General features: G+C 31.8%; 26 protein-coding genes. 16 read left to right on the top strand and 10 right to left on the bottom strand.

From position 1 onward, the window contains the following. The first annotated feature begins 24 nt into the window (after positions 1–24). A complete protein-coding gene (locus LQ622_RS06735) occupies positions 25–276 on the top strand; it encodes a hypothetical protein (RefSeq protein ID WP_078099953.1) in 252 nt (83 codons plus the stop codon). Between the two features lie 18 nt (positions 277–294). Here the strand turns inward: LQ622_RS06735 and LQ622_RS06730 are convergent, their stop codons facing one another. The 3 genes from LQ622_RS06730 to LQ622_RS06720 form a co-directional block, all read right to left on the bottom strand. Next, complete coding sequence (locus LQ622_RS06730) at positions 295–750, bottom strand: YaiI/YqxD family protein (RefSeq protein ID WP_239762241.1); 456 nt, start codon at positions 748–750, stop codon at positions 295–297. After that, positions 750–1,586: a hypothetical protein gene (locus tag LQ622_RS06725; RefSeq protein WP_239762194.1), complete on the bottom strand. Its 837-nt coding sequence runs from the start codon at positions 1,584–1,586 to the stop codon at positions 750–752. Before LQ622_RS06725 ends, LQ622_RS06730 begins: the two co-directional genes overlap by 1 nt. 84 nt (positions 1,587–1,670) lie before the next feature. Further along, complete coding sequence (locus LQ622_RS06720) at positions 1,671–2,516, bottom strand: undecaprenyl-diphosphate phosphatase (protein WP_025904735.1); 846 nt, start codon at positions 2,514–2,516, stop codon at positions 1,671–1,673. Between the two features lie 160 nt (positions 2,517–2,676). On the opposite strand from LQ622_RS06720, the gene LQ622_RS06715 reads away from it, so the two are divergent. Together LQ622_RS06715 and cydC are read left to right on the top strand one after the other, a co-directional pair. Further along, entirely contained in the window at positions 2,677–4,290 is a 1,614-nt protein-coding gene (locus LQ622_RS06715) for an ABC transporter ATP-binding protein/permease (RefSeq protein ID WP_239774834.1), read from the top strand. After that, on the top strand, positions 4,287–5,954 hold the full coding sequence (gene cydC / locus LQ622_RS06710; protein ID WP_239762200.1) for a thiol reductant ABC exporter subunit CydC: 1,668 nt from the start codon (positions 4,287–4,289) through the stop codon (positions 5,952–5,954). The genes LQ622_RS06715 and cydC overlap by 4 nt, the downstream gene beginning before the upstream one ends. 95 nt (positions 5,955–6,049) lie before the next feature. Here cydC and LQ622_RS06705 read toward each other — a convergent pair whose 3' ends face one another. Continuing rightward, entirely contained in the window at positions 6,050–6,496 is a 447-nt protein-coding gene (locus tag LQ622_RS06705; RefSeq protein WP_025904738.1) for a MarR family winged helix-turn-helix transcriptional regulator, read from the bottom strand. A 201-nt stretch (positions 6,497–6,697) separates the two neighbouring features. Between LQ622_RS06705 and LQ622_RS06700 the strand changes: the two genes are divergently transcribed. Both LQ622_RS06700 and LQ622_RS06695 read left to right on the top strand, forming a co-directional pair. After that, complete coding sequence (locus LQ622_RS06700; RefSeq protein ID WP_239740032.1) at positions 6,698–7,627, top strand: CobW family GTP-binding protein; 930 nt, start codon at positions 6,698–6,700, stop codon at positions 7,625–7,627. A gap of 11 nt (positions 7,628–7,638) precedes the next feature. Beyond that, positions 7,639–8,547 carry an aldo/keto reductase gene (locus LQ622_RS06695; RefSeq protein WP_025904740.1) on the top strand — a complete coding sequence of 303 codons (909 nt, stop codon included), beginning with the start codon at positions 7,639–7,641 and terminating at the stop codon, positions 8,545–8,547. 70 nt (positions 8,548–8,617) lie between these two features. Here LQ622_RS06695 and LQ622_RS06690 read toward each other — a convergent pair whose 3' ends face one another. Then, positions 8,618–9,811: a M20 metallopeptidase family protein gene (locus tag LQ622_RS06690; RefSeq protein WP_232193858.1), complete on the bottom strand. Its 1,194-nt coding sequence runs from the start codon at positions 9,809–9,811 to the stop codon at positions 8,618–8,620. Between the two features lie 173 nt (positions 9,812–9,984). On the opposite strand from LQ622_RS06690, the gene LQ622_RS06685 reads away from it, so the two are divergent. The 9 genes from LQ622_RS06685 (at position 9,985) to LQ622_RS06645 (ending at position 19,115) form a co-directional block, all read left to right on the top strand. Continuing rightward, positions 9,985–10,746: a DeoR/GlpR family DNA-binding transcription regulator gene (locus LQ622_RS06685; RefSeq protein WP_126476684.1), complete on the top strand. Its 762-nt coding sequence runs from the start codon at positions 9,985–9,987 to the stop codon at positions 10,744–10,746. Further along, on the top strand, positions 10,743–11,654 hold the full coding sequence (gene pfkB / locus LQ622_RS06680) for a 1-phosphofructokinase (protein WP_204258764.1): 912 nt from the start codon (positions 10,743–10,745) through the stop codon (positions 11,652–11,654). The genes LQ622_RS06685 and pfkB overlap by 4 nt, the downstream gene beginning before the upstream one ends. Before the next feature lie 18 nt (positions 11,655–11,672). Further along, a complete protein-coding gene (locus LQ622_RS06675) occupies positions 11,673–13,604 on the top strand; it encodes a PTS fructose transporter subunit IIABC (protein WP_037589266.1) in 1,932 nt (643 codons plus the stop codon). 203 nt (positions 13,605–13,807) lie between these two features. Further along, complete coding sequence (locus tag LQ622_RS06670) at positions 13,808–14,596, top strand: alpha/beta fold hydrolase (protein ID WP_239762201.1); 789 nt, start codon at positions 13,808–13,810, stop codon at positions 14,594–14,596. A 234-nt stretch (positions 14,597–14,830) separates the two neighbouring features. Further along, complete coding sequence (locus LQ622_RS06665; RefSeq protein ID WP_025904746.1) at positions 14,831–16,177, top strand: hemolysin family protein; 1,347 nt, start codon at positions 14,831–14,833, stop codon at positions 16,175–16,177. 3 nt (positions 16,178–16,180) lie between these two features. After that, positions 16,181–16,498, top strand: coding sequence for a DUF3817 domain-containing protein (locus LQ622_RS06660; protein ID WP_025904747.1), 318 nt, complete (start codon positions 16,181–16,183; stop codon positions 16,496–16,498). Positions 16,499–16,743: 245 nt separating this feature from the next. Then, complete coding sequence (locus LQ622_RS06655; RefSeq protein WP_239774831.1) at positions 16,744–17,466, top strand: pseudouridine synthase; 723 nt, start codon at positions 16,744–16,746, stop codon at positions 17,464–17,466. Between the two features lie 13 nt (positions 17,467–17,479). Further along, complete coding sequence (locus LQ622_RS06650) at positions 17,480–18,307, top strand: aldo/keto reductase (RefSeq protein ID WP_107596457.1); 828 nt, start codon at positions 17,480–17,482, stop codon at positions 18,305–18,307. An 85-nt stretch (positions 18,308–18,392) separates the two neighbouring features. Continuing rightward, positions 18,393–19,115 (top strand): YwiC-like family protein, encoded by a 723-nt coding sequence (locus LQ622_RS06645; RefSeq protein ID WP_239774829.1) that lies wholly within the window; start codon positions 18,393–18,395, stop codon positions 19,113–19,115. A 55-nt stretch (positions 19,116–19,170) separates the two neighbouring features. Here LQ622_RS06645 and LQ622_RS06640 read toward each other — a convergent pair whose 3' ends face one another. Beyond that, on the bottom strand, positions 19,171–19,419 hold the full coding sequence (locus tag LQ622_RS06640) for a GlsB/YeaQ/YmgE family stress response membrane protein (RefSeq protein WP_025904751.1): 249 nt from the start codon (positions 19,417–19,419) through the stop codon (positions 19,171–19,173). 51 nt (positions 19,420–19,470) lie between these two features. Further along, positions 19,471–20,112 carry a hypothetical protein gene (locus tag LQ622_RS06635; RefSeq protein WP_037589261.1) on the bottom strand — a complete coding sequence of 214 codons (642 nt, stop codon included), beginning with the start codon at positions 20,110–20,112 and terminating at the stop codon, positions 19,471–19,473. Between the two features lie 184 nt (positions 20,113–20,296). On the opposite strand from LQ622_RS06635, the gene LQ622_RS06630 reads away from it, so the two are divergent. Then, the gene (locus tag LQ622_RS06630; protein ID WP_025904753.1) at positions 20,297–20,635 is read left to right on the top strand and encodes a PadR family transcriptional regulator; all 339 of its coding nucleotides are present in this window, start codon (positions 20,297–20,299) and stop codon (positions 20,633–20,635) included. After that, positions 20,628–21,296, top strand: a complete 669-nt coding sequence (locus LQ622_RS06625) for a DUF1129 family protein (protein ID WP_185805776.1) — start codon at positions 20,628–20,630, stop codon at positions 21,294–21,296. Before LQ622_RS06630 ends, LQ622_RS06625 begins: the two co-directional genes overlap by 8 nt. 96 nt (positions 21,297–21,392) lie before the next feature. Here the strand turns inward: LQ622_RS06625 and queE are convergent, their stop codons facing one another. The 3 genes from queE to queC are packed head-to-tail and all read right to left on the bottom strand — an operon-like array spanning position 21,393 to position 23,195. Beyond that, complete coding sequence (queE, locus tag LQ622_RS06620; protein ID WP_119493789.1) at positions 21,393–22,103, bottom strand: 7-carboxy-7-deazaguanine synthase QueE; 711 nt, start codon at positions 22,101–22,103, stop codon at positions 21,393–21,395. Beyond that, positions 22,096–22,527: a 6-carboxytetrahydropterin synthase QueD gene (gene queD, locus LQ622_RS06615; RefSeq protein WP_048539957.1), complete on the bottom strand. Its 432-nt coding sequence runs from the start codon at positions 22,525–22,527 to the stop codon at positions 22,096–22,098. Before queD ends, queE begins: the two co-directional genes overlap by 8 nt. Next, positions 22,527–23,195: a 7-cyano-7-deazaguanine synthase QueC gene (queC, locus tag LQ622_RS06610; protein WP_239762203.1), complete on the bottom strand. Its 669-nt coding sequence runs from the start codon at positions 23,193–23,195 to the stop codon at positions 22,527–22,529. Before queC ends, queD begins: the two co-directional genes overlap by 1 nt. Positions 23,196–23,211: the final 16 nt, after the last annotated feature.

Here is a 23,211-nt window from a genome sequence, read left to right as displayed (position 1 = left end):
ATTATTTAAGAAGGGGGTATAACTGTGAATATATTTTTAATGGTCGTGCTTATTGTGCTTATTTCATCAGTAGCGGGTCTTATAAAAAACCATCAAAGTAAAACGGTTAGAATAGAAAAAATTAAATCCCAACGTGTTAAAGATGAATTAGAACTTGAAAAATTAAAGCATGAGAACTACTTATTAGAAACAGATAAGATGCGTTTAGAATTAGAACAAATGAAAGAAACAGATAAAGTTAATTTAGAAAAAGCTAAAAAACAAATGATAGAATAATAACATTCTGGACGATTATCATTGTCCAGAATGTTTTTTTATTAATTTTGATAGAAATTCTGAAAAAACTTTATGGTCTTCTTGTGTGAGTTTTTTAGGACCTTTCGTTCTACCACCTTGTTGACGTACTTTAGCAGAAATATGTCTTTGCGTTAACAGTTGTTCAATATTTTGAGATGTATACTCGTAACCTTTATGGTGGATAACGTGAAGGGCTTTATTTAATAGAAGACTCGCTAGTCCGTAATCTTGCGTTACAACGATATCATCTGGTTGCGTCAATTTGACAATTCTAAAGTCTGCACTATCAGCACCATGATCAACATATATTGTTGAAACATAATCGGGATATTCTGTTAGTGAAAAATGGTTAACACTTCTAATAATAAGAACAGAGATGCCTGTATGTTGAGTTAAGCGAATGATATCATCCGTAACTGGACAAGCATCTCCATCTATAATAATTCTGTTAATCATTTATTGCGACGAAATCTTTTTTTAGATTTTTTATGTTCAGATGTATGTTCATCATATGGAAATTGACTGATATGTTGAGACATAGACGATCTATGTTGATTAAATAGAAGATGACTAGATTTTTCTTCTTTCTCATTTCTAACTCTTTCATTGACTAATTCTTGAATGTTTGGTTTTGCTTGTTTAGAGCTTACGTCGTTGATTGATTTTGCATGACTGCTTTGTGTAGTTGCTGTGTTCATTTGATGTCCCTCATATTTCTTTATTTCTTTAATGCGTTCTTCTTTGTTTTGTTGCTCTAATTTTTGTTCTTCTTGTTCACGTGCTTCGATATTACTTTGTAACTTTTTATCTAACTTAGATACATCTTTTTCGTTTTCTTTTTGAAGTTTTTCACCTTTTTTAGCTTGTTGTTCTTCAAGCTTTTGGTAGTGTGTGAGTTCTTTAATACGCGCTTTTTTATTTTCTTTTTGTGCTTTTTCTTCTTCTTTTTTACGAGCATCGATATTTTTTTGAAGTTTTTTATCTAAATGAACAATTTCTTTTTGTTGTTGTTTTGCTTCTTTTTGTTCTTCTTTAAAAGGTTGTTTCATTTGTTTGTTGTACTCATATAAACGTTTCTTTTGAACGACATATGATTTTACAGGTTGTGTTTTTTCTGCAACTTTATCTTTCGTTTCGATTGTTTTATCTTTTACTTTATGTGAAAAATCAACAGTCGTCTCAGTTACATGTTTAACATCTGGATGTTCTTTTATTTTTTTGCGTTCTCTAATTAATGGTACTAATACAAGTGGTAATGTGTTAACAATTAATTTAACTTTATCATTCATGAGTCATTCCTCCGTAGTTATTTCTTATAATATATCTTACTCCAATACCCTATATCATAATCTTCAAACGATTGGTACGATGTGTTAGCCGATATTCTGACCAATTCCAAAACCGAAATATGCAATAGCAATAATAATAACTAAAATAATACGATAAATCGCAAAAGGTATTAATTTTACTCTATTAATCAGTTTTAAGAATAATTTGATTGAAATCAGTCCAAATATAAATGATGCGATAAACCCTACAATATAGAAAGGTATTTGATCTAATGTTATAAATTGTAGATTTCCAAGTAACGCTTTTGCACTTGCTGCAAACATAATAGGTACTGCCATAATAAATGTAAAGTCAGAAGCTGCCTTGTGATCTAACTTTAAGAAGACACCTGTTGAAATAGTTGAACCTGAACGACTAAATCCTGGCCATAATGCAATTGCTTGAGATAGGCCAATTACAAATGCTTTTGGATAGTTCATATCATCTACTTTGTGTGGATTTGTGACGCGTTTAGAATACATATCCGCACCAATCATATATATAGCTCCAAGTAATAAACCGATTAATACAGTTGGGACACTAAATAAATGTTCTTCAATGAAATCATCAAATAATAGTCCGAGAATACCAGCTGGTACAAGCCCGACAATAATATGTGACAATTTTAATTTTCTTTTTTGCTGTTCATTTTGTTTAATATGTAACATTTCAAAATATCGATTTCTAAATATCCATGCAGCTGCAAGGATCGAACCTAATTGGATCACAACTTTAAATGTGAATGCTGATTCGCTTCCAAGAAAGGCTTTAGATTTTAACCACATATCATCTACTAAAATTTGATGACCTGTAGATGAAACAGGTGCGAATTCTGTTAAACCTTCAACAATACCTAATATAATGGCTTTTATTAATTCTAATATAAACATAGCTTTGCTCCTCTGTTTTTATGAAAGTCTGTGGTTATCTAGAGACAATCACCGTATCATCATTGTACCAAATATTACATTGTAATATGCTAATATTTAATAATACATTTTAGTTTATTTTTTTCGTAAAGGCGTTATAATGGAACAAGGTGGTGAGATTGTGAAAGATTTAACAAAGTATAGTATGCATTATAAAACGTTGCAAATATTTATGTTTCTCGCTTCGTTTTTATTAAGTTTAACAGTCGTATTTCAAAATATATATTTAGGAAAAATTATTAACCAAATGCTCGTCGTAAAATCAAATGGACAACAACTTTATTTATGGCTAGCAATCTTGCTCATTGTATTGCTTTTAAGAGCATGCTTTAACTACCTTAATCAATTATCAGGACAAAAACTTTCATATAAAGTTAAAAGAGATGTTAGACATCAATTGATAAATAATGAAACAGATAGAACTAAAATAACAATGATTACTGAAGTGGTTGAGGGTATACATCCTTTTTATGAATCATATTTGCCTCAAGTCTTCAAATCAACCATTATCCCAGTATCGATTATCGTTACATTACTCTTTATTCATTGGCCAGCTGCGTTAATTATGATGATTACAGCGCCGTTTATTCCACTGTTCTATATTGTATTTGGGCTGAGAACTCGTGATAAAGCGAAAGACCAAATGCAATCGTTAGATCAATTTGCAGCAGAATTTATAGATTTAATAAAAGGTCTCGTATCGTTAAAACTTTTCAATCGAACACATGAAACGACTGAAAAAATCTATAAATCTAGTACGTCATTTAGAGATTTAACAATGGAAATTTTGAAAAGTGCCTTCTTATCAGGCTTAATGTTGGAATTTATCTCGATGCTTGGAATAGGTATAGTTGCGCTAGAAGTGGGCTTGAGATTAATCGTATTTCACGATGTATCTTTTGTAGTTGCCATTATTACTTTATTATTAGCACCAGAATTTTATAATGCGATTAAAGACCTAGGACAAGCTTTCCATACGGGTAAACAAAGTGAAGGTTATATTGAATTGATTGGAGATATGAATAATGAAGCATCTATACAAGCTTCAAACATTCATATTGATTCAAATATGAATGATGAAGATATCATTCAATTTGATCATGTATCATTCACTTACCCAGATCGTAAAGATTTTGCATTTGATCAAATCAATTTAAGTATAAAAGAAAATCATCATACTGCAATTATTGGACCGAGTGGTGCAGGTAAATCGACATTAATCAAACTTATGTTAAATGAATTGAATCCCAATGAAGGTAAGATTATTTATAAAAAACCACTCAAAATGGGGTATCTATCCCAAAGACCTTATATTTTCAGTGCATCTTTGTATGAAAATGTCACGATGTTCCAAAATTATGATGAAAATCGTGTTAGTGAAGTGTTAACTGAAGTGGGTTTACTTGAAAAAGTAAAACAATTATCTAAAGGTATGCATACTATGATTGGTGATGGTTATGAAATGTTGTCTGGTGGAGAAATGAGAAGAATAGAACTAGCCAGATTACTATTACTTGATCCAGATGTGGTTATTTTTGATGAACCGACAACTGGATTAGATATTGAAACCGAACAACTTATCGTGCAAACTGTTAACCAATTTGCGCATCAAAAGACTATTCTCACAATCGCACATCGAAAAGAAGTGTTGAGATATGCCACTGATTATATAGAAATTCATAATGGAACAGTTCAATCATATGACGCATCTCAAAAAGGTGGTGCTACGTCATGAAAAAATTAAAAATTAAATTTGATAAAGACTTCTATCTTTCTATTGTAATAGGCGTATTTGGCATGCTAACTGCACTTGGAATGTTTGCTTTAAGTGGATATATGATATCTAAAAGTGCGCTTGGAACACCTTTATATGCATTAATGATTTTAATTGTATCTATTAAGTTATTCGGTTTTGTTCGTGCAATAACTAGATATTTCGAAAGATTATATTCGCATCGTTCTACATTTACAATGTTGAGAGATATACGTGTTAGCTTGTTTAATCAACTCATTCCAATCGTTCCAAACGTATTTAGAAGATACCGTTCGAGCGATTTATTAACGCAAATGGTAAACCACGTTGAACGATTACAAAATATTTTACTCAGAGTATATTATCCACCAATTGTTATTATTATAACAACATTTATAACAATACTCGTGATGATTAATTTCAATATATATGCAGGTGTGATTATAGGACTTTCAATGTTGATGTCAGTCATCATCATCCCTTATTTATCAGCTAAAAGAGCTGAAAGTTTGGCTGAAGCTGTTCAACAAAGTGAAGAAGCATATGTTGCTGAATATTTTGATTTTGAAAAAGGACGTTCAGAATTAAAAAGATTTCAACAATATCGTGCATTTAAAGAGAAAGTGTTAAATAAACAATATCAATATGAAGATAAAAAATATAAAGAACAGAAATTTTTAAGTTCTTATGACTTTATGCTGAATTTATCATCGATGGTGAGTATTTGGTGTATGACGATCTTATGTATTTGGCAAATTCAAGAAGGTGTATTAAACGCTGTATTCTTTGCGAGTATATTAATGATTACAATTACGTTATTTGAACAAGCTATCCCGATGACTAATGTTGCTTTTTACAAAGCGGATACAGAGCGAAGTCTTAAAAATATAGAAGAAGTCATCAATCAATCATTTGAATTGCCTCAAGAACGTTCAGTTCAAAATCATGCATTGTATAAAGCAGAGAATGTAATGTTTAAATATGATTTTCAAGAAAGAGAAACGTTATCTCAAATTAACTTTGAAATAAATAAAGGGGATCATGTAGCTATTATAGGTCCTTCAGGTTCAGGTAAGACAACGATGCTTAATATATTAATGGGATTATATAGTGTGAACGAGGGTACTTTATCCTATAAAAATGAACAGTTGTCTCATGTGATTCAAGAAGATTATGTGAATGAAATCAATACAATGTTGCAACATAATCATTATTTCGAAGGCACAGTAAGAGAGAATTTATTAATTGAAGTAGAAGATGAGCTGATGACAAACGTTCTTGCCGCCGTAAATTTAAATCATTTAAACTTAGATCAGCAGCTAACTAAAAACGCTGAGAATATTTCAGGTGGGGAACGTCAACGTTTATCATTAGCAAGATTATTATTAAGAAAAGCACAAATATGGTTGCTTGATGAACCAACAGCTTCATTAGATGAAGAAAATGAAGAAAATGTTATGAATCTCTTATTAAATAAAGATGATACAATTGTGATTGTGACGCATAACTTGAAATATTTACAAAACTTCGATCATATAATCGTCATGAATGAAGGACATATCATTGAACAAGGTAGTTATTCTCAACTCATTAAAGAACAAGGTTATTTATATAAAGTTATTCAATATAATGAACAATTAGAATAACTAACAAACAAAAAATAAGCATATCACTTTAAACTGAGCATTCAGTTGCGTGATATGCTTATTTATTTTGAGCAAGATGATAGATGCTTGCTGTATTATTTTTCTTGATTGATTTTATCTACATTATTGATCAATTTTTGTAATAAGTTGTTTAATTGATTAGTTTCTTCATCATTTAACTCTGATACATCTTGAATTAAATGTGAAGCTTGGTGTAAATGTGGTTTCATTTGTTCACTTTTTTCTGTTAGATGAACAAACACTTCTCTTTGATCTAATTCAGAACGTACACGTTTAATTAAATCTAAATTTTCCATTCTTTTTAATAAAGGGGATACAGTACCTGTATCTAGGGCTAAGTCTGTTACAAGCTTTTTGACATTGACCGGTGCGGTTTCCCATAAAATCGTTAATACTAAATATTGTGGATATGTAATATTGTACGTCTTGAAAATTTTGTTTGAATAATAGCGGTTAACTTGTCGTTGCGCATTATACAAATTAAAACACAATTGGTTTTGGATATCTAATTTATCCGGCATAATCTTTCCCCCAAACTACAAATGCAATGGTTCATTAATTTTTTGAAATCTCCTAATTCATTATATAATGAATAATTTTATTTTGTAAATATTTTAGTGGTGTGTAATTTATAAATATTTAAAGTATAAGTTATAAGATAAACTTTAAGTCTTTGTAGTTTCTGAACTTATATCATATAATTACAGAAAGGTGGTTTGAATATGAGTCAAAGTATGAAGAATAAAAATAAAATGGCAGTAACAATTTTGACAGGTTTTTTAGGTAGTGGTAAAACAACATTACTTCAAAGACTCATCATGAAGGCAAAGGAATCTGGCCAGAAGGTCGCAATCATTATGAATGAATTTGGTTCTTTTGATGTTGATAGCAATTTGTTAGGTGATGATGTCTCTACTCAAAGTTTATTAAATGGTTGTATATGCTGCTCATTGAAAGATGATATTGAAGTTGTATTACATAATTTATATCATAAAGACCAGCCTGATCTTGTATTAATTGAAGCAACTGGTATTGCGCATCCTGTAGAAGTAGTGGATGCATGTCAAAACCCTTCATTAGTAGATAAAGTTGAAATGCCAACAATTATTGGTGTAATGGACGGGAAAAGATATTTAGAAAGATCGAGATATACCGTTCAGACGAAACAATTAATGGAAGAACAAATGTTATATTCACATTTGATTATTATTAATAAGTCTGATGAATTATCTACTGAAGAAAAAGCATCATTAGAAACGTCATTACAAACGATTAAGCATCAACCAATCCTACACTTTACGCAGTTTTCAAATATTGATGGTGTTGAAATACCTGTAAATGAGGCTTTGTCACTTCAAGCTAAACATAGTCATCATCACGGTATTCAATCCATAAATTATACATTTAGTGGTCCGATAGAAATGGAATTATTAATGAATTTCTTAAGACAATTACCTGATTCGATTCTTAGAATTAAAGGATTTGTTAAATTTAGAGAAGAACCAGAACAAACTTATTTATTTCAATATGCATTTGGGGTACCTCAATATGAACCAGAAATAATGAATATGCCTTTAACAATTGTCATAATAGGTGAATCTATAGATAAAGCAAGTATTCGTAACAAGTTAGATATGTTGAATTTTTCTTAGGAGATGATGGGATGGAAAGAATTCGTATAAATAAACATGTTAGTTATTCTAGAATTGTACATGGTTTTTGGAGATTGAATGAATGGGGTTATAACAATCAACAATTAAATGATTTCATACATGAAATAGTTGATAGAGGCATTACAACAATGGATCATGCGGATATATATGGTAATTATACATGTGAATCATTATTTGGTGATGCATTAGCATTAACACCTAATTTAAGAGAGAAAATTGAAATCGTCACAAAATGCGGTATTATTTTACCGAATGATCAAATCGCTAAAAATACTGGTCATCGATATGATCAAAGTTATGATCATATTATTGAATCAGTTGATAAATCGCTATTAAATCTTAAGACGGATTACATCGATACGCTACTGATTCATCGTCCATCTCCATTAATGGATCCAGATGAAGTAACGCGTGCAGTGATGCATTTAGTTGAGCAAGGAAAAATAAAAGCATTTGGTGTTTCAAACTTTAAATGTAATCAATATGAATTGTTAAATGAGAGTTTGAAGAAAGAAATGTCGCATATCTCAGTCAATCAAGTTGAAGTATCGCCATATCAACTCGAAAATATTGAAGATTGTACATTAAATAGAATGTTGCAACATGATGTTAAAGTAATGGCATGGAGTCCATTAGCTGGCGGTAAATTATTTGATCAAAATGATGAAAAAGCAAGACGCATTATGGCAGTTATACAACCATTAGCAGAAAAATATAACGTATCAGTGAGCACAGTGATTTACAGTTGGTTACTCAGATTGCCATCAAAAGTAATGCCAATTGTAGGTTCAAGTAAGATAGAAAGAGTTGACGAAGCTGTAAATGCTACGAAATTACAATTAACAGATCAAGAGTGGTTCGATATTTATGTCGCATCACGTGGTGAAGATATATTATAGTATGATAATGATATAAAAATGAGGCTAGAACCAATATACAGGTTTCAGCCTCATTTTTTTAGATTAATATTTATTTTTCTAGTCTGTTTAATGTAATTTCTCCTAAAGATTTTGCTGCAACTTGCAAGCAATCTTCATTCACATCAAATTTAGGGTGATGATTCATATATGGTTCTGTTACTCCTTCAGGTTTACTTCCTACAATGTAGAATGAACCAGGAATTTTTTGTAGATAGTATGCGAAGTCTTCTGAACCTGTAACTTGAGGTATTTCAACTAATTGTTGGAAATAGTCGCCTTTACTATTTGATAATATTTCTGCTACTTTATCAGTTTGTTCTGGGTGGTTGTAAAGTACAGGATAACCAAATTGATAATCTAAGTCATATTCAATATCGAAGCCCACTGCAACACTATCTGCAATTTTTTTGATTTCTTGATACATTGTTTCTTCTAATTCAGGGTTTAAATATCTAGCAGTACCTTTGATTGTAACGCTATCTTGAATAACGTTGTATCCACCTGGTGCTTCGAATGCGCCAATCGTAACGACACCCATATCTAATGGATCAATACGTCTTGATACAATCGTTTGAATAGCATTTACAAAGTTTGTCCCAGCAACTAATGCGTCATGTGTTTTGTGTGGACTTGCTGCATGTCCGCCTAAACCATTAATCGTCAACTTGAATGTTGAACTTCCTGAGAATGAAGGTCCTTTATTGTAACCAATAAATTCTGGTCCAGCTACTGGAACGATGTGGATACCATAAACTTCATCTAAATCGTCAAGTACACCAGATTCTACAAGTGCTTTAGCACCACCAGGAGGTTTCTCCTCAGCATGTTGATGAATGATTTTAACTGTGCCAGGTAATTCTTCTTTAATTTCAATAAGTGCATCTGCAAGCCCCATTAAATAAGCAGTATGAGCATCATGACCACAAGCATGCATAACACCTTCATTTTGTGATTTGAAAGGAACATCTGTTTCTTCTGTTATAGGTAAAGCATCAAAGTCAGCTCTTAAACCAATCGTTCTACCTTCTTGACCACCTTTAATTTCTACAATAATAGCATGTTCTTTTTCTAAAGGTTGTGTTACTTTAACATCTTTGCCTTCGTAAAATGATTTAATATATTCAGCAGTTTGCGTTTCTTCAAATGATAGTTCTGGGTGTTGATGCAAATGCCTTCTAATATCAATCATGGCACTTTCTTTCTTTTCAATTAGGTTAAAAAGCTTTTCTTTTAAATTATTCATGATTTACCTCCTAAAATTATACTAGAAAAGTATAACAGTAATCTTTTACTGTATAAAATGATTGCACTTATAAAACAACTAAAAAATTTTGGTTGATTTTGGTTGATTGTGAACGAAAGTGATTGACAATGAAATGAAAACGTTTTATTATGTAGAGGAATAGGGGAGATTGTATGTTAACGACTGAAAGACATCAATTAATATTAGAAGAGATTAATCTACGGGAAACAGTATCTCTACAAGAACTTATTAATTTGACGAATTCAAGTACATCAACAATTAGGAGAGATTTATCTCAACTTGAAGAAAGAGGTATGCTCAAAAGAGTTCATGGTGGTGCAACTCAAATAACAAAGCGCCATGAAGAGCGTAATATGACAGATAAAGAATCGCGACATCAAGATGAAAAACGAGAGATTGCACGATTAGCTGTCAGTCAAATTTCAGATGGAGATACGATATATTTAGATGCTGGGACAACTACTTTAGAAATGATTCCGTTCATTACACAACAAGATATTATCGTTGTGACAAATGGTTTAACACATGTAAGACCGTTATTAGAAAAAGGCATTTCTGTTTATATGACAGGTGGAGAAGTAAAGGCAACGACATTTGCGAATATAGGCGTAAATGCAGTTAAATCCCTTGAAAGATATCGTTTTGACAAAGCTTTTATTGGTATGAATGGCATTGATTTGAACTATGGGTTAACGACACCAGACCCTTACGAATCAGAAATGAAAGAAACGGCCATTCATTTAGCATCTCAAGTATATGTCTTGTTAGATCATTCTAAATTTAATGAAGTATCGTTTGCGGAAGTAACATATGATAAATCAATAGAGATACTAACTTCACAAAAAGCGATTCAAACATTAAATAATTTAAATCAATTTAAAGAAAAATATAACATTAACGGAGGACAAAAATGATATATACAGTTACGTTTAATCCATCAATTGATTATGTAATGTTTACCAATCAATTTGAAGTAGGTGAATTAAACAGAGCACATGAAACAAACAAGTTTGCTGGTGGAAAAGGTATCAATGTTTCTCGAGTACTTCAAACATTAGATATCAAAAGTACAGCAACAGGTTTTATAGGTGGATTTCCTGGAGATTTTATTAAAGATGCACTTAATCAAGCAAACATCTTAACTGACTTCGTAGAGGTTAAAGATGATACAAGAATCAATGTGAAATTAAAATCTGGTTTAGAAACTGAAATCAATGGTCCGGGACCAAATATTGAACCACATAACTATGAAGAATTTTTAACGAAAATGAAAAATACGCAATCAGAAGATACGGTTATAATTGCGGGCAGTGTGCCAAGTTCATTACAAAATCCAGTCTATCAAGAAGTAGCAGAAATACTTAAACAAACTGGTGCAAATTTAATCGTTGATGCTGAGAAAGATTTGATGAAATCAGTACTAGCGTATAATCCGAAATTTGTTAAACCAAATAAACATGAATTAGAAGAAATATTTGATAAACAAATTGAAACAGATCAAGAAGTTATTGAATGTGCTGAGCAATTATTGAATGAAGGTGCTCAAGCAGTCATCGTTTCACTCGGTGGAGAAGGTGCTATTTATGTGGATCAACAAACACGATTAAAAGCTATCGTACCAAGTGGTCAAGTTGTGAATACAGTTGGTTCAGGTGACAGTACTGTTGCTGGTATGGTAGCAGGATTAGAAGTCGGCAAAGACATAGAATCAGCATTTAAATTGGCAGTAAGCTGTGGTACAGCAACAGCATTTAATGCGGATTTAGCTAATAAAGAAGATATAGAAAAAATAATTTCTAAAGTAATCATTAAACATGTTTAAAATAGGGAGGTTATTAAAATGAGAATTACAGAACTATTAACGAAGGAAACCATTGCAATGGATCTTTCTGCAACAAGTAAAGATCAAGTCATTGATGAGTTAGTTGCACAATTAAACAGCGCTGGGAAATTAAGCGATGAAGCAACTTTTAAAGAAGCGATTCATGCAAGAGAGTCACAAAGTACAACAGGAATTGGTGAAGGGATTGCGATTCCTCATGCTAAAACAGATGCTGTACAGTCTGCAGCGATTGCTTTTGGTAAATCTGTTGAAGGTGTAGATTATCAATCATTAGATATGCAACCAGCTCATTTATTCTTTATGATTGCTGCGCCAGCTGGTGGTGCACAAACACATTTAGATGCCCTTGCTAAACTTTCAGGTATTTTGATGGATGAAGATGTAAGAGCAGAGTTATTACAAGCGAAAAGTAAAGAAGAAGTATTAAATATCATTAATAAGCATGATGATGAAGCTTCAGATGAAACTTCAGAAGAAGCAGCTGTAACGAATGCAGAAGCGGATTCAGAAAAAGGACTTGTATTAGCTGTAACAGCATGTCCTACAGGTATTGCACATACTTATATGGCTGCGGATGCGTTGAAAAATCAAGCTAAAAAAATGGGTGTACCTATTAAAGTTGAAACAAATGGTTCAGGCGGTATTAAAAATCACTTAACAGATGAAGAAATTGAAAAAGCATCAGGTATCATTGTAGCTGCGGATGTGCATGTTGAAACAGATCGTTTCGATGGTAAAAATGTAATTCAAGTTCCGGTTGCTGATGGTATTAAACGCCCAGAAGAATTAATCAATATGGCGCAAGACACATCACGTAAACCATTCGTAGCTAAAGGTACGAAACAAAGTAGTGCTGCTAGCAATGAAAAACAAAGTGTATCTAAGACGATATATAAACACTTAATGAATGGTGTTTCTAATATGTTACCACTCGTTATATCTGGTGGTATCTTGATGGCAATCGTATTCTTATTTGGTGAAAACTCATTTGATCCAAAGAGTGGACAATATAACGAATTTGCAGCTAATTTATGGTCGATTGGTAGCGAAAGTGCATTTAAATTAATCGTGCCTATTTTAGCAGGTTTCATCGCTAGAAGTATTGCAGATAAACCTGGTTTCGCATCTGGTTTAGTCGGCGGTATGTTAGCAGTAGCAGGTGGTTCAGGGTTCTTAGGTGGTATTATCGCTGGTTTCCTTGCAGGTTATTTAACAGAAGGTATCAAATATGTATTTAAGAACTTACCTCAAATGTTTGAAGGTTTAAAACCTACATTAATTTATCCAATTTTATCAGTATCACTTACTGGATTACTTATGGTGTACGTGGTGAATCCACCAACAGCATGGTTAAACAATTTATTATTAGATGGATTAAATAACTTATCTGGTTCTAATATTATGTTATTAGGTTTAGTAATTGGTGCAATGATGGCAATAGATATGGGTGGTCCATTTAATAAAGCGGCATATGTATTTGCGACAGCAGCGTTAACAGAAGGAAATGCAGCAGCAATTACGGCAGCTATGGTTGGTGGTATGATTCCACCAATAGCAATTGCAACAGCGATGTTAATCTTTAGAAAGAAATTTACTAAAGCACAAAAAGGTTCTATTATTCCAAACTATGTGATGGGATTATCATTCATTACAGAAGGTGCTATTCCATTTGCAGCAGCAGATCCATTACGTGTCATTCCATCAATGATGGTTGGTTCAGGTATTGGCGGAGCGTTAGCTTTAGGATTAGGTTCAAGAATTCAAGCACCACATGGCGGTATCTTTGTTATATTTGCAACTGACTTCGGTCATGTATTACAAACATTACTAGCAGTAGTTATCGGTGCATTAGTTGCAGCAATTATTTATGGTGTTATTAAACCTAAATTAACGAAAGAGCAACTTGAAATCGCTGAAGAAGTAGAATAATCAATATATCGTATTAAATTATAAGCTGTCTACAGAGTTGTGACTTTGTAGACAGCTTTTTTAATCATTACCTTAAATCCTCGGCCAAAAGTATGATGCTGATTTAACATGTTTAAAATTGAAAAGTTGGGGAAATTTTTATATGATTAAATTAAATTATTATAATATGTAGAAAATGGTAAACATAGGGAAAGATGTGAACAATGTTATATTACAAGACAATTATTAAATCAAATGACGCAGAATGGGTTACGTTGATACACGGAGCTGGTGGTAGTTCTTCGATTTGGTTTAAACAAATGAGATATTATAGGAAACATTTTAATATATTACTCGTAGATTTAAGAGGACATGGGAAGTCTGCGAATAAAGAATGGAAGAAAAATGATTCATTTGAACATTTAGCAAAAGAAGTTGTAGATGTATTGGATTATTTAAATATAGACAAGACACATATTATTGGTATGAGCCTTGGCACAATTGTTGGTCAAACAATGGCGCAATCATATCCGGAGAGAATAACGACATTGGTTTTAGGTGGGGCCATCATTAATGTGAATTTAAGGACTAAATTCTTGTTAGCAATCGGCCGTACAATTATGAATTTTGTGCCGTATATGTTGCTTTATAAATTATTTGCATACATTATTATGCCTAGGAAAGCTCATGAAGAATCAAGATTAAGATTTGTGAATGAAGCTAAGAAAGTGTCTCAAAAACAATTTATTAAATGGGTTAAATTAACGAAGCTTGTGAATCCTTATTTAGCACATTTACAAGTTGCAACAAGAGATATTCCAACGCTCTTTATCATGGGAGAAGAAGACTATTTATTTATGCCACCAGTAGAAAGACTCGTTAAAGAAAATGAAAACTTTTCAATAGAAATAATAGAGCAAGCTGGTCACGTATGTAATATTGATCAACCAGAAGCTTTTAATAAAATTAGTTCTAAATTTATCATGCAACACGTTGGAACGACGACTATATAAAGAATGTATGTGTAGACTTCTACATTTACATTCTTTCTTATATCATTTAAATTGAGATAAAAATATGGTACACTAAAAATAATATGCTAATATCGGGGGAGGTGACGCTAAATGGGAAGGATTTAGTTTTGAAAACGTATATCATAAATAAACTTATTGAACAAAATCATACAAAGGTGGCCATAGCGTCACCGCAAAATATTTGGAGGTGAATCCCTAGAAATAGGGAACTAATTGGAAATTTCGACCATAATAAACTTTATTGTATTCTTTATATTAATTGCATTTACAATGGTATTTGTAGGATCTGAATTCGCGCTTGTAAAGGTGCGTATAACTAGAATTGAACAATTAATTTCTGAAGGAAGTAAATCAGCTAAAATTGTACATAAAATGATCAAAGAACTAGATTATTATTTATCTGCATGTCAGCTTGGTATTACTGTAACATCACTTGGATTAGGTTGGATTGGTGAACCGACATTTGAAGTTTTAATACATCCTGTATTAGACTTCTTTAACTTGCCAGACGCATTAACTACAACTTTCTCCATAGCGATCAGTTTCTTAATTGTAACGTTTATCCATGTAGTAGTTGGTGAATTAGCACCAAAAACGGTAGCAATTCAACAGGCAGAAAGACTTACACTTGTCTTCGGCCGACCATTATATTATTTCGGTATCGTTATGAAACCGTTAATTTGGTCAATGAATGGCGCAGCACGTATTCTAGTTAGAGCAATAGGTATTCAACCTACTAACGAAGAACAAGCAATGTCAGAAGAAGAATTAAAGCTTATCATGACTCAAAGCTATCAAAGTGGTGAAATCAACCACACTGAATTAGCTTATATGCAAAATATTTTCTCATTCGATGAAAGATTAGCAAAAGATATCATGGTACCTAGAACACAAATGGTTACATTAACAGAACCATTTAATATTGAAGAATTATTAGAAATTATAAATGAACATCATTACACACGTTACCCAATTACTGAAGATGGCGATAAAGACCATATTAAAGGCTTTATCAATGTTAAAGAATTTTTAACAGAATACGCTTCAGGTGAACAAATTAAAATTAATAACTACGTACATGACTTACCACTTATTCACGAAGTTACAAGAATTAGTGATGCATTAGTAAAAATGCAAAAAGATCATGTTCATATGGCGTTAGTTATTGATGAATATGGTGGTACAGCTGGTGTCATCACGATGGAAGATATATTAGAAGAAATCGTTGGTGAAATTCGTGATGAATTTGATGATGATGAAGTAAATGATATCATTCAAACTGGTGAAGATACTTACCAAATTAATGGACGTGTAACTTTATCAGAACTAGAAGAAAAATTCGGAATTGAATTTGTAGATTCAGACGATATTGATACAATCGGTGGTTGGTTACAAGCACATAACCCAGAAATTGAAAAAGACGACTATGTCGATACAGAATATGATAAATGGGTTGTCATTGATGTTGAAAATCACCAAATTAAGACAGTTGCTTTACACAAAGATTTTATAAAAGAAAGAAAAAGTATCTTTGACGAAGACGAAGAAGACGAGGATTAAAACGTGAGCAAAACTACATTAACATCATTATTTAGGTTTACAGGATATTTAGAAGGTGGATCATTACTGTTATTAGTATTTATAGCAATGCCTATCAAGTATATGTTGAGTAATCCAAATGTAGTTTCAGTATTAGGCATGATACATGGTGGATTATTTTCAATGTATGTCATTATGATATTGGTAATGGCACTGATTGTTAGAATTCATATAAAGTGGCCAGTCATTGCTTTTATAACAGCTTTTATTCCTTTTGGAACATTTATATTTGATCATTTCTTTATAAATGGCAAATCTTATGAAAAGATAACGCAATCATAAATTGATACGAAGAGCATGGGACAAACATTTGGATCCTGTGCTCTTTTTTTATTGTATCAATTACAAAAGTCGTCGGAAGTGTAACTAAGGAGGCCGTTAGTAACAAAAGTCGGTGGAAGTGTAACTAAGACAGCCTATACAAAAGTCGTCAGAAGTCCAAAATAGACACACACTGTTTTGTTTTAATGAAGATCATCATGTAAAATAGGGAATATAGTAGATAGATTGAGAGAGGAATCATTTTTATGAGAATTAATAAATTTCTAAGTGAAGCTGGTGTATGTTCGAGGAGAGGTGCTGATAAATGGATAAGTGCTAATCGCGTTCAAATTAATGACGAATATGCGACACTAGGGTCTCAAGTTGAAAGTACGGATGTTGTGAAGGTTGATGGTGAAGTCATTACAATTGATAAAGGTTATGTTTATATAGCACTCAATAAACCGCGTGGTATTACATCTACTACTGAGAGACATGTTAAAGGTAATGTTGTAGACTACGTCAATCACCATGAAAGAATTTTTCATATTGGTAGATTAGATAAAGATTCAGAAGGATTATTACTCCTTACTAGTGATGGAGATATCGTTAATGAAATCTTGCGTGCTGAAAATCATCATGAAAAAGAATATGTCGTTTCAGTAGATAAGCCTTTAACGAAAGACTTCTTAAAGCAAATGTCTGATGGTGTTGAAATTTTAAATCAAAAGACACTTCCAGCGAAAGTATCGCAAATTAATGATAGAACATTTAAAATTGTTTTAACACAAGGTTTGAATCGTCAAATTAGACGTATGTGTGAAACGTTAGGATATAATGTAAAAAAATTAAAAAGAATTCGCATTATGAATATTAAGCTTGATGGTATTAAATATGGTGAATGGCGTGATTTAACGAAAGAAGAATTTGAAGAACTGACACGTTCGCTCGCTTATACACCTAAAAGAGACCGTATGACATCTAAATAAAGGGGATAATAAAATGGTTAAATTAAATAACAATGTAGAGATACCAGAATTAGGTTTAGGCGTATACAAAATTGAAGATGCAGATGTTGAGAGAGTCGTCCACACTGCAATTGATGCAGGATATCGTGCGATAGATACAGCTTGGTTTTATAAAAATGAAAAAGCATTAGGCGAGGCTTTAAAAACAGTTAATATTAAGCGAGAAGATTTATTTATTACAACTAAATTATGGAATGACTTCCAAGGGTATGATGCGACTATTAAAGCGTTTAATGACTCATTAGAATCATTGCAACTTACGTATATCGATATGTATTTAATTCATTGGCCATGTCCTGCAGACGGATTATTTATTGAAACGTATAAAGCATTAGAAACGTTATATAAAGAAGGCAAAATTAAAGCAATTGGTGTATGTAATTTTAAAGAACATCATTTAGATCAATTATTAGCTGAAACTGAAGTTGTCCCTGCAGTTAACCAAGTTGAGTTTCATCCGTTATTTAATCAAAAAGCATTACAAGCATATTGCGAAAGTAAAGGAATTAAATTAATGGCATGGAGTCCTCTAATGAGAGGTGGGGAATGGTTAAATAACGCAGATTTACAAAGTATAGCAGATCAGTATAACAAGACTGTTGCCCAAGTTATTATTAAATGGCATTTACAACAAGGTAGACTCGTTATTCCAAAATCTCAAAATGATAATAGAATCAGAGAGAATTTTGATGTATTTGATTTTGAATTGAGTGATGAAGATTTAGCCAAAATCGACCAATTAAATACAGATGAACGACAATTTAGAGATCCAGATGAAGTTAAAATTGGAGATATGAAGTAAAATATAGAACCTTCACAGATTTGTTTGAATTAAGATGTATTTCATATGCATCTTTTAGTAAAATAAAACTGTGGAGGTGTTTTATTTGTTTAAATTTAAAAAACCAAATCAACATGGCGTATGGTCAATGATTGTACTACCAATCGCATTCGGAATTGCAGCAACTGGATTTACATACTTTCATTTATTATTGTATTTAGGTGTACTGGCATCTTATTTCATGAGTGACCAAATTTTCTTCTACTTAAAGAAAAGGAAGAAAATAATAGGTTATATTTATACGGCAGGCATATTTGCTTTGATTGTCGTCATATCATTTGTACCAATCGTATTACATAAACCCGTTACGATATGGATTTTTCTACTGATGGTACCTTTATCACTATTAAATGCCTATTTTGCTAAAAAGAAAAATGAAAGAGCATTTACTAATGATTTAATAGCTGTCTTGATATTCTGTTTATTTGGTGTGATCAGCGCTTTATTAAATGTATCTATAACAGATGTACAATCTTGGTTACCAGTCTTTATTTTAAGTTTCTTATATTTCTTTGGTACAATTTTATACGTTAAGACGATGATTAGAGAGAAAAAATCCGTAAAATATAAATGGTCATCTTGGATTTATCATTTATGTATAGTTGTTGTAGGATTCTTTATACATCCATTAGTTATGTTGATGTATATACCGAGTTTAATACGATCAGTCGTTCTATATGGTAAGAAAATAAAAATTATGCATGTAGGTTTAATTGAAATAGCTAATTCAGTATTTGTATTAGTAGTTGGATCGATATTTTTACATTAAAAAAGCAACCATCCGCGGATGGTTGCTTTAACTTTATCTATTAATTGAAGATTAATTATTTTTTGATTAATTTCAAAATAAATGATAATACAAGAATTAAAATAATTGAACCGATTAGTGCTGGTATGATTGCGACGCCACCCCATACTGGACCTAAATCTCCTAGTAAAGAACCACCAATCGCTGAACCAATTAAACCGGCAATAATATTACCGACTATGCCGCCAGGTATATCTTTACCTAATATAACACCTGCTAGCCAACCTATTAGGCCACCTACGATTAACATTAATATAAAGCCCATTTGAGTGTACCTCCTTATTTATATTTCTTATTTCTATATTTAAGTACCCTGTTATTCACTATGTGAAACATAATAAGAAGTTTTGAATAACTTTTGCCATAAAATAAACATAATATAAAAAAGGAACACTGGTATTAATAGAAACCAATGGGGCGTAAGGACAATCATACATATTAACGCCACAATCGATAATATCTCACCAACTAAACGTGGATGAATAAAGTATCGATATATACCATTTTGGTAAATTTTTGCGAGCCTTTTACCGTCTGATTCAATAGGTTCTGTGAATAACGATAAATAAGCAATGATTTGGCCAAATATAAATAAACTGACACCTAAATAAGGTACAGATTGATAAATTGAAAGTGTACTATCTAAATAAACAATGTTTAAAGACATACTAAATACAATCGTAATGATATAAAGTACGAAATATTGATTTTCAATGTAGTTTGGAACGTATTTAATTTGAATCCATGTATGTAAAAATGCCCATATAAGTAACATAGTCGTTACTGCAATCGTGATGAAGTTGATTTCTTTGATGATTATAAAGGATATTAAACCATTCAAAGCAATTGTGATTGAAATAGCGTAATGATTGATACGCGATTTCTTATTCATTACTACAAAGTTATATGACATCAAGACGATACACAGAATGATATTAATTGAAACGAGGAATGCCATATCTGTCTCCTGCCTTAAAATAGTCTCATCTAAGAATTATAACAATTTCTAAACATATAATCACTAAATATATGTTTTGTGAAAAAATTAAAGACCCTTTGACAAATGAATGAAACTTTAATAGTATAAAAGTAAGCTATCTTGTAATACAAAATAGCTGTAAAAATTGGAAGAGGTTATTAAGATGTCGACAATTAAGACACAGATGAGAAAAGGGTTATTAGATGCTTGTATTTTATCTATCATACAATCTCAACCAGTATATGGTTATGAATTATCTCGCAAATTAAATGAACATCAATTTACCGATGTAAGTGAAGGAACGATATATCCTATTTTACTTAGATTATTGAAGAAGGATTTTATTTATAGTGAGTTTAAGCATAGTGAACAAGGACCTAAAAGAAAATATTATTATATTACAGATAAAGGTCGCGAAGAATTAGAAATCGTACGAAAAGAATGGCTTGAAATTAAGGATCCTATTACTAAATTGTTAAAAGGGAGCAATGAAGATGTCTAGAACTACTAAACAACTCATCAAAGAAAACAACGAGAAGAGAAAGCAGCTAAATGAAACGGATTTAGAAGTTTATGAAGATTTCTTGTTATATGTTAGAACAGACTTGCGCGTAAATGAACATGAATCAGAAGTCATATTAATGGATGTTCTTGATCATTTATTAGAAGCTGTTTCAAATGGCACAACTGCAATTGAATTTTTCGGTCATGATGTTAAAGGTCATGCCGATGATATATTAAACGAACTACCGAATGAATCTAATAAAGCAATTTTAAAAATGGTAGGAATGGGTGTAGCTTACTTCTATAGTATATATTTTGTTATTACAGGTATCGTAGGTATATTTGTTGATTATAAGACACCACTTATATCTACACTTTTCCTATTACTTATTGTACCAATAGGTGGATTCTTTATTGTTAAAGCATTATTCAATATTATCCAAAGATATATCTTTGATAAATCTAAATATAAGAAAATAAAAGAATCAGCATATGCTGGACTATTAGTTGGTGTTATACCAGCAATTCTAATATTAGTACCTAATCTTGTATTTAAAGATATGATGAAAGTTTATATTCCTTGGTGGATCTTCCTTATATTAGGGATTGCGATTTATGTTATATATAAAGTTATGAAAAGACAGCCAAAAGCTGTATAAATAATAGACTAAAATAAATAAGCACATCACTTAATGAGCATTTTCAAGTAAGTGATGTGCTTATTTTATATTGTGTATGCTATTTCCTAGGAAATATTAAACACCTTTTTTATTGCTCCATAACAGTGTATGTAGCTGAGGTAGAACAAAAATATCATTTAAAGTATCATTCATTACTTTATCGATCAGTTGTTCATATTTTTCGAGTAATTTTTCAGTATGGTTTGAAACGCTATCGTCTAGATATGGATTACCTACTTGTAAATAGAATGGGATAGAAGGATATCGTTTGTGTATATCTTTAGCAAATTGATAGTCTGCTTCGTCGAAAATCACAACTTTGAGTGAAAGACTTTCTTCTACACATTGTGCGATAACTTCATCTAGTATTGTTAAATTAGGTTTCATACCAGAACTTGGTGGCTTAGGACTAATCGTTAAGTCATCGATTAGTGTCATCCATTCTTGGAATTTAGAGCCTTGAGTTTCAAGTGCGGTCTTTATATTTCTTGCTTTAAGTGCTTCTACAAAAGGTCCGATATTTTTTATCAGAGCAGGGTTACCACCTGATATCGTAACGTGTTGATATTTATTTGGAGCGAGTTGATCTAATTCTGAAATAATATCTTCTGGTTCAAGTAATCGAATATCATCTTTAGCAGAGCCATCCCATGTAAAACTTGAATCGCACCAACTACATCTATAATCACAACCACTTGTTCTAACAAACATCGTTTTTTGACCAATGACTGCACCTTCACCTTGAATCGTTGGACCGAAGATTTCTAACACTGGTATTTTAGGCATTGTTGTCACCTTTCTTAGTTGGACGATAAACGACGTAACTTGTAGGTGTTTCTCTCACAAATACTTGTACACATTTAGGTTGATTATCACGTTTATCTAGAGATGCTTGAACGATATTATAAATAGTTTGAGCAACTTGTTCAGTTGAAGGACTATGATCTTTAAATTCTTCAAAGTCATTTAAAAGTTGATGATCATAACGTTTATGAATTAATGATTTTAATTCGCTAAAGTTCACTAAAAATCCCATTTTATCTAATTCGTCTCCAGCAATTGTTAAATTAACAAAATATGTGTGTCCATGTACATTCATACATTTACCGGCTTCTTCGTGTGGAATATAATGTGCACTTGAAAAATTAAAGTCTTTATTTAGTTCGAAAGCATAAGGGTGTTGAACGCTCGGATAGATTTGTTGTAACATTATAAACTTCCTTTCGTTTCTAGGTATTGGTCTAATCCTTGTTTTCTTAATTTACAAGCAGGACATTCACCGCAACCATCACTCATCACACCGTTATAACATGTTAATGTTTTTTCTCTAACATAGTCTAATGCACCTAATTGATCACTTAGTGCCCAAGTTTCTTTTTTATTCATCCACATGAGCGGTGTATGAATGACGAAATCTTTGTCCATCGATAAGTTAAGGGATAAGTTCATAGATTTAATAAAGCTATCTCTACAATCTGGATACCCGCTAAAGTCTGTTTCGCAAACACCTGTAATAATATGTTTAGCACCAATTTGGTATGCTAATGCACCTGCAAATGATAAGAATAGTAAATTACGTGCTGGCACAAATGTATTAGGTATGCCGTTTTCATCATTTTCTATTTGCATTGAATGGTCTGTTAATGCATTAGGGGATAGTTGTGAAAGTAATGACATATCTAGAATATGATGCTTTAATCCTTGTTCTTTAGCGATATCTTCAGCAACTTTAATTTCTAAATCATGGCGTTGGCCATATTGAAACGTCACTAATTCTACTTCTTTAAAATGTTCTTTCGCGTAGAATAAGCATGTTGTACTATCTTGTCCGCCACTGAACACAACAACTGCTTTTTCATTCTTTAATGTTTCTGACATAGTGTTTCTCCTTTAT

The sequence above is a fragment of the Mammaliicoccus sp. N-M50 genome (genome assembly GCF_022386995.1).
Classification (GTDB): Bacteria; Bacillota; Bacilli; order Staphylococcales; family Staphylococcaceae; genus Mammaliicoccus; species Mammaliicoccus sciuri_A.
This window is presented reverse-complemented; position numbering and strand designations above follow the sequence as displayed.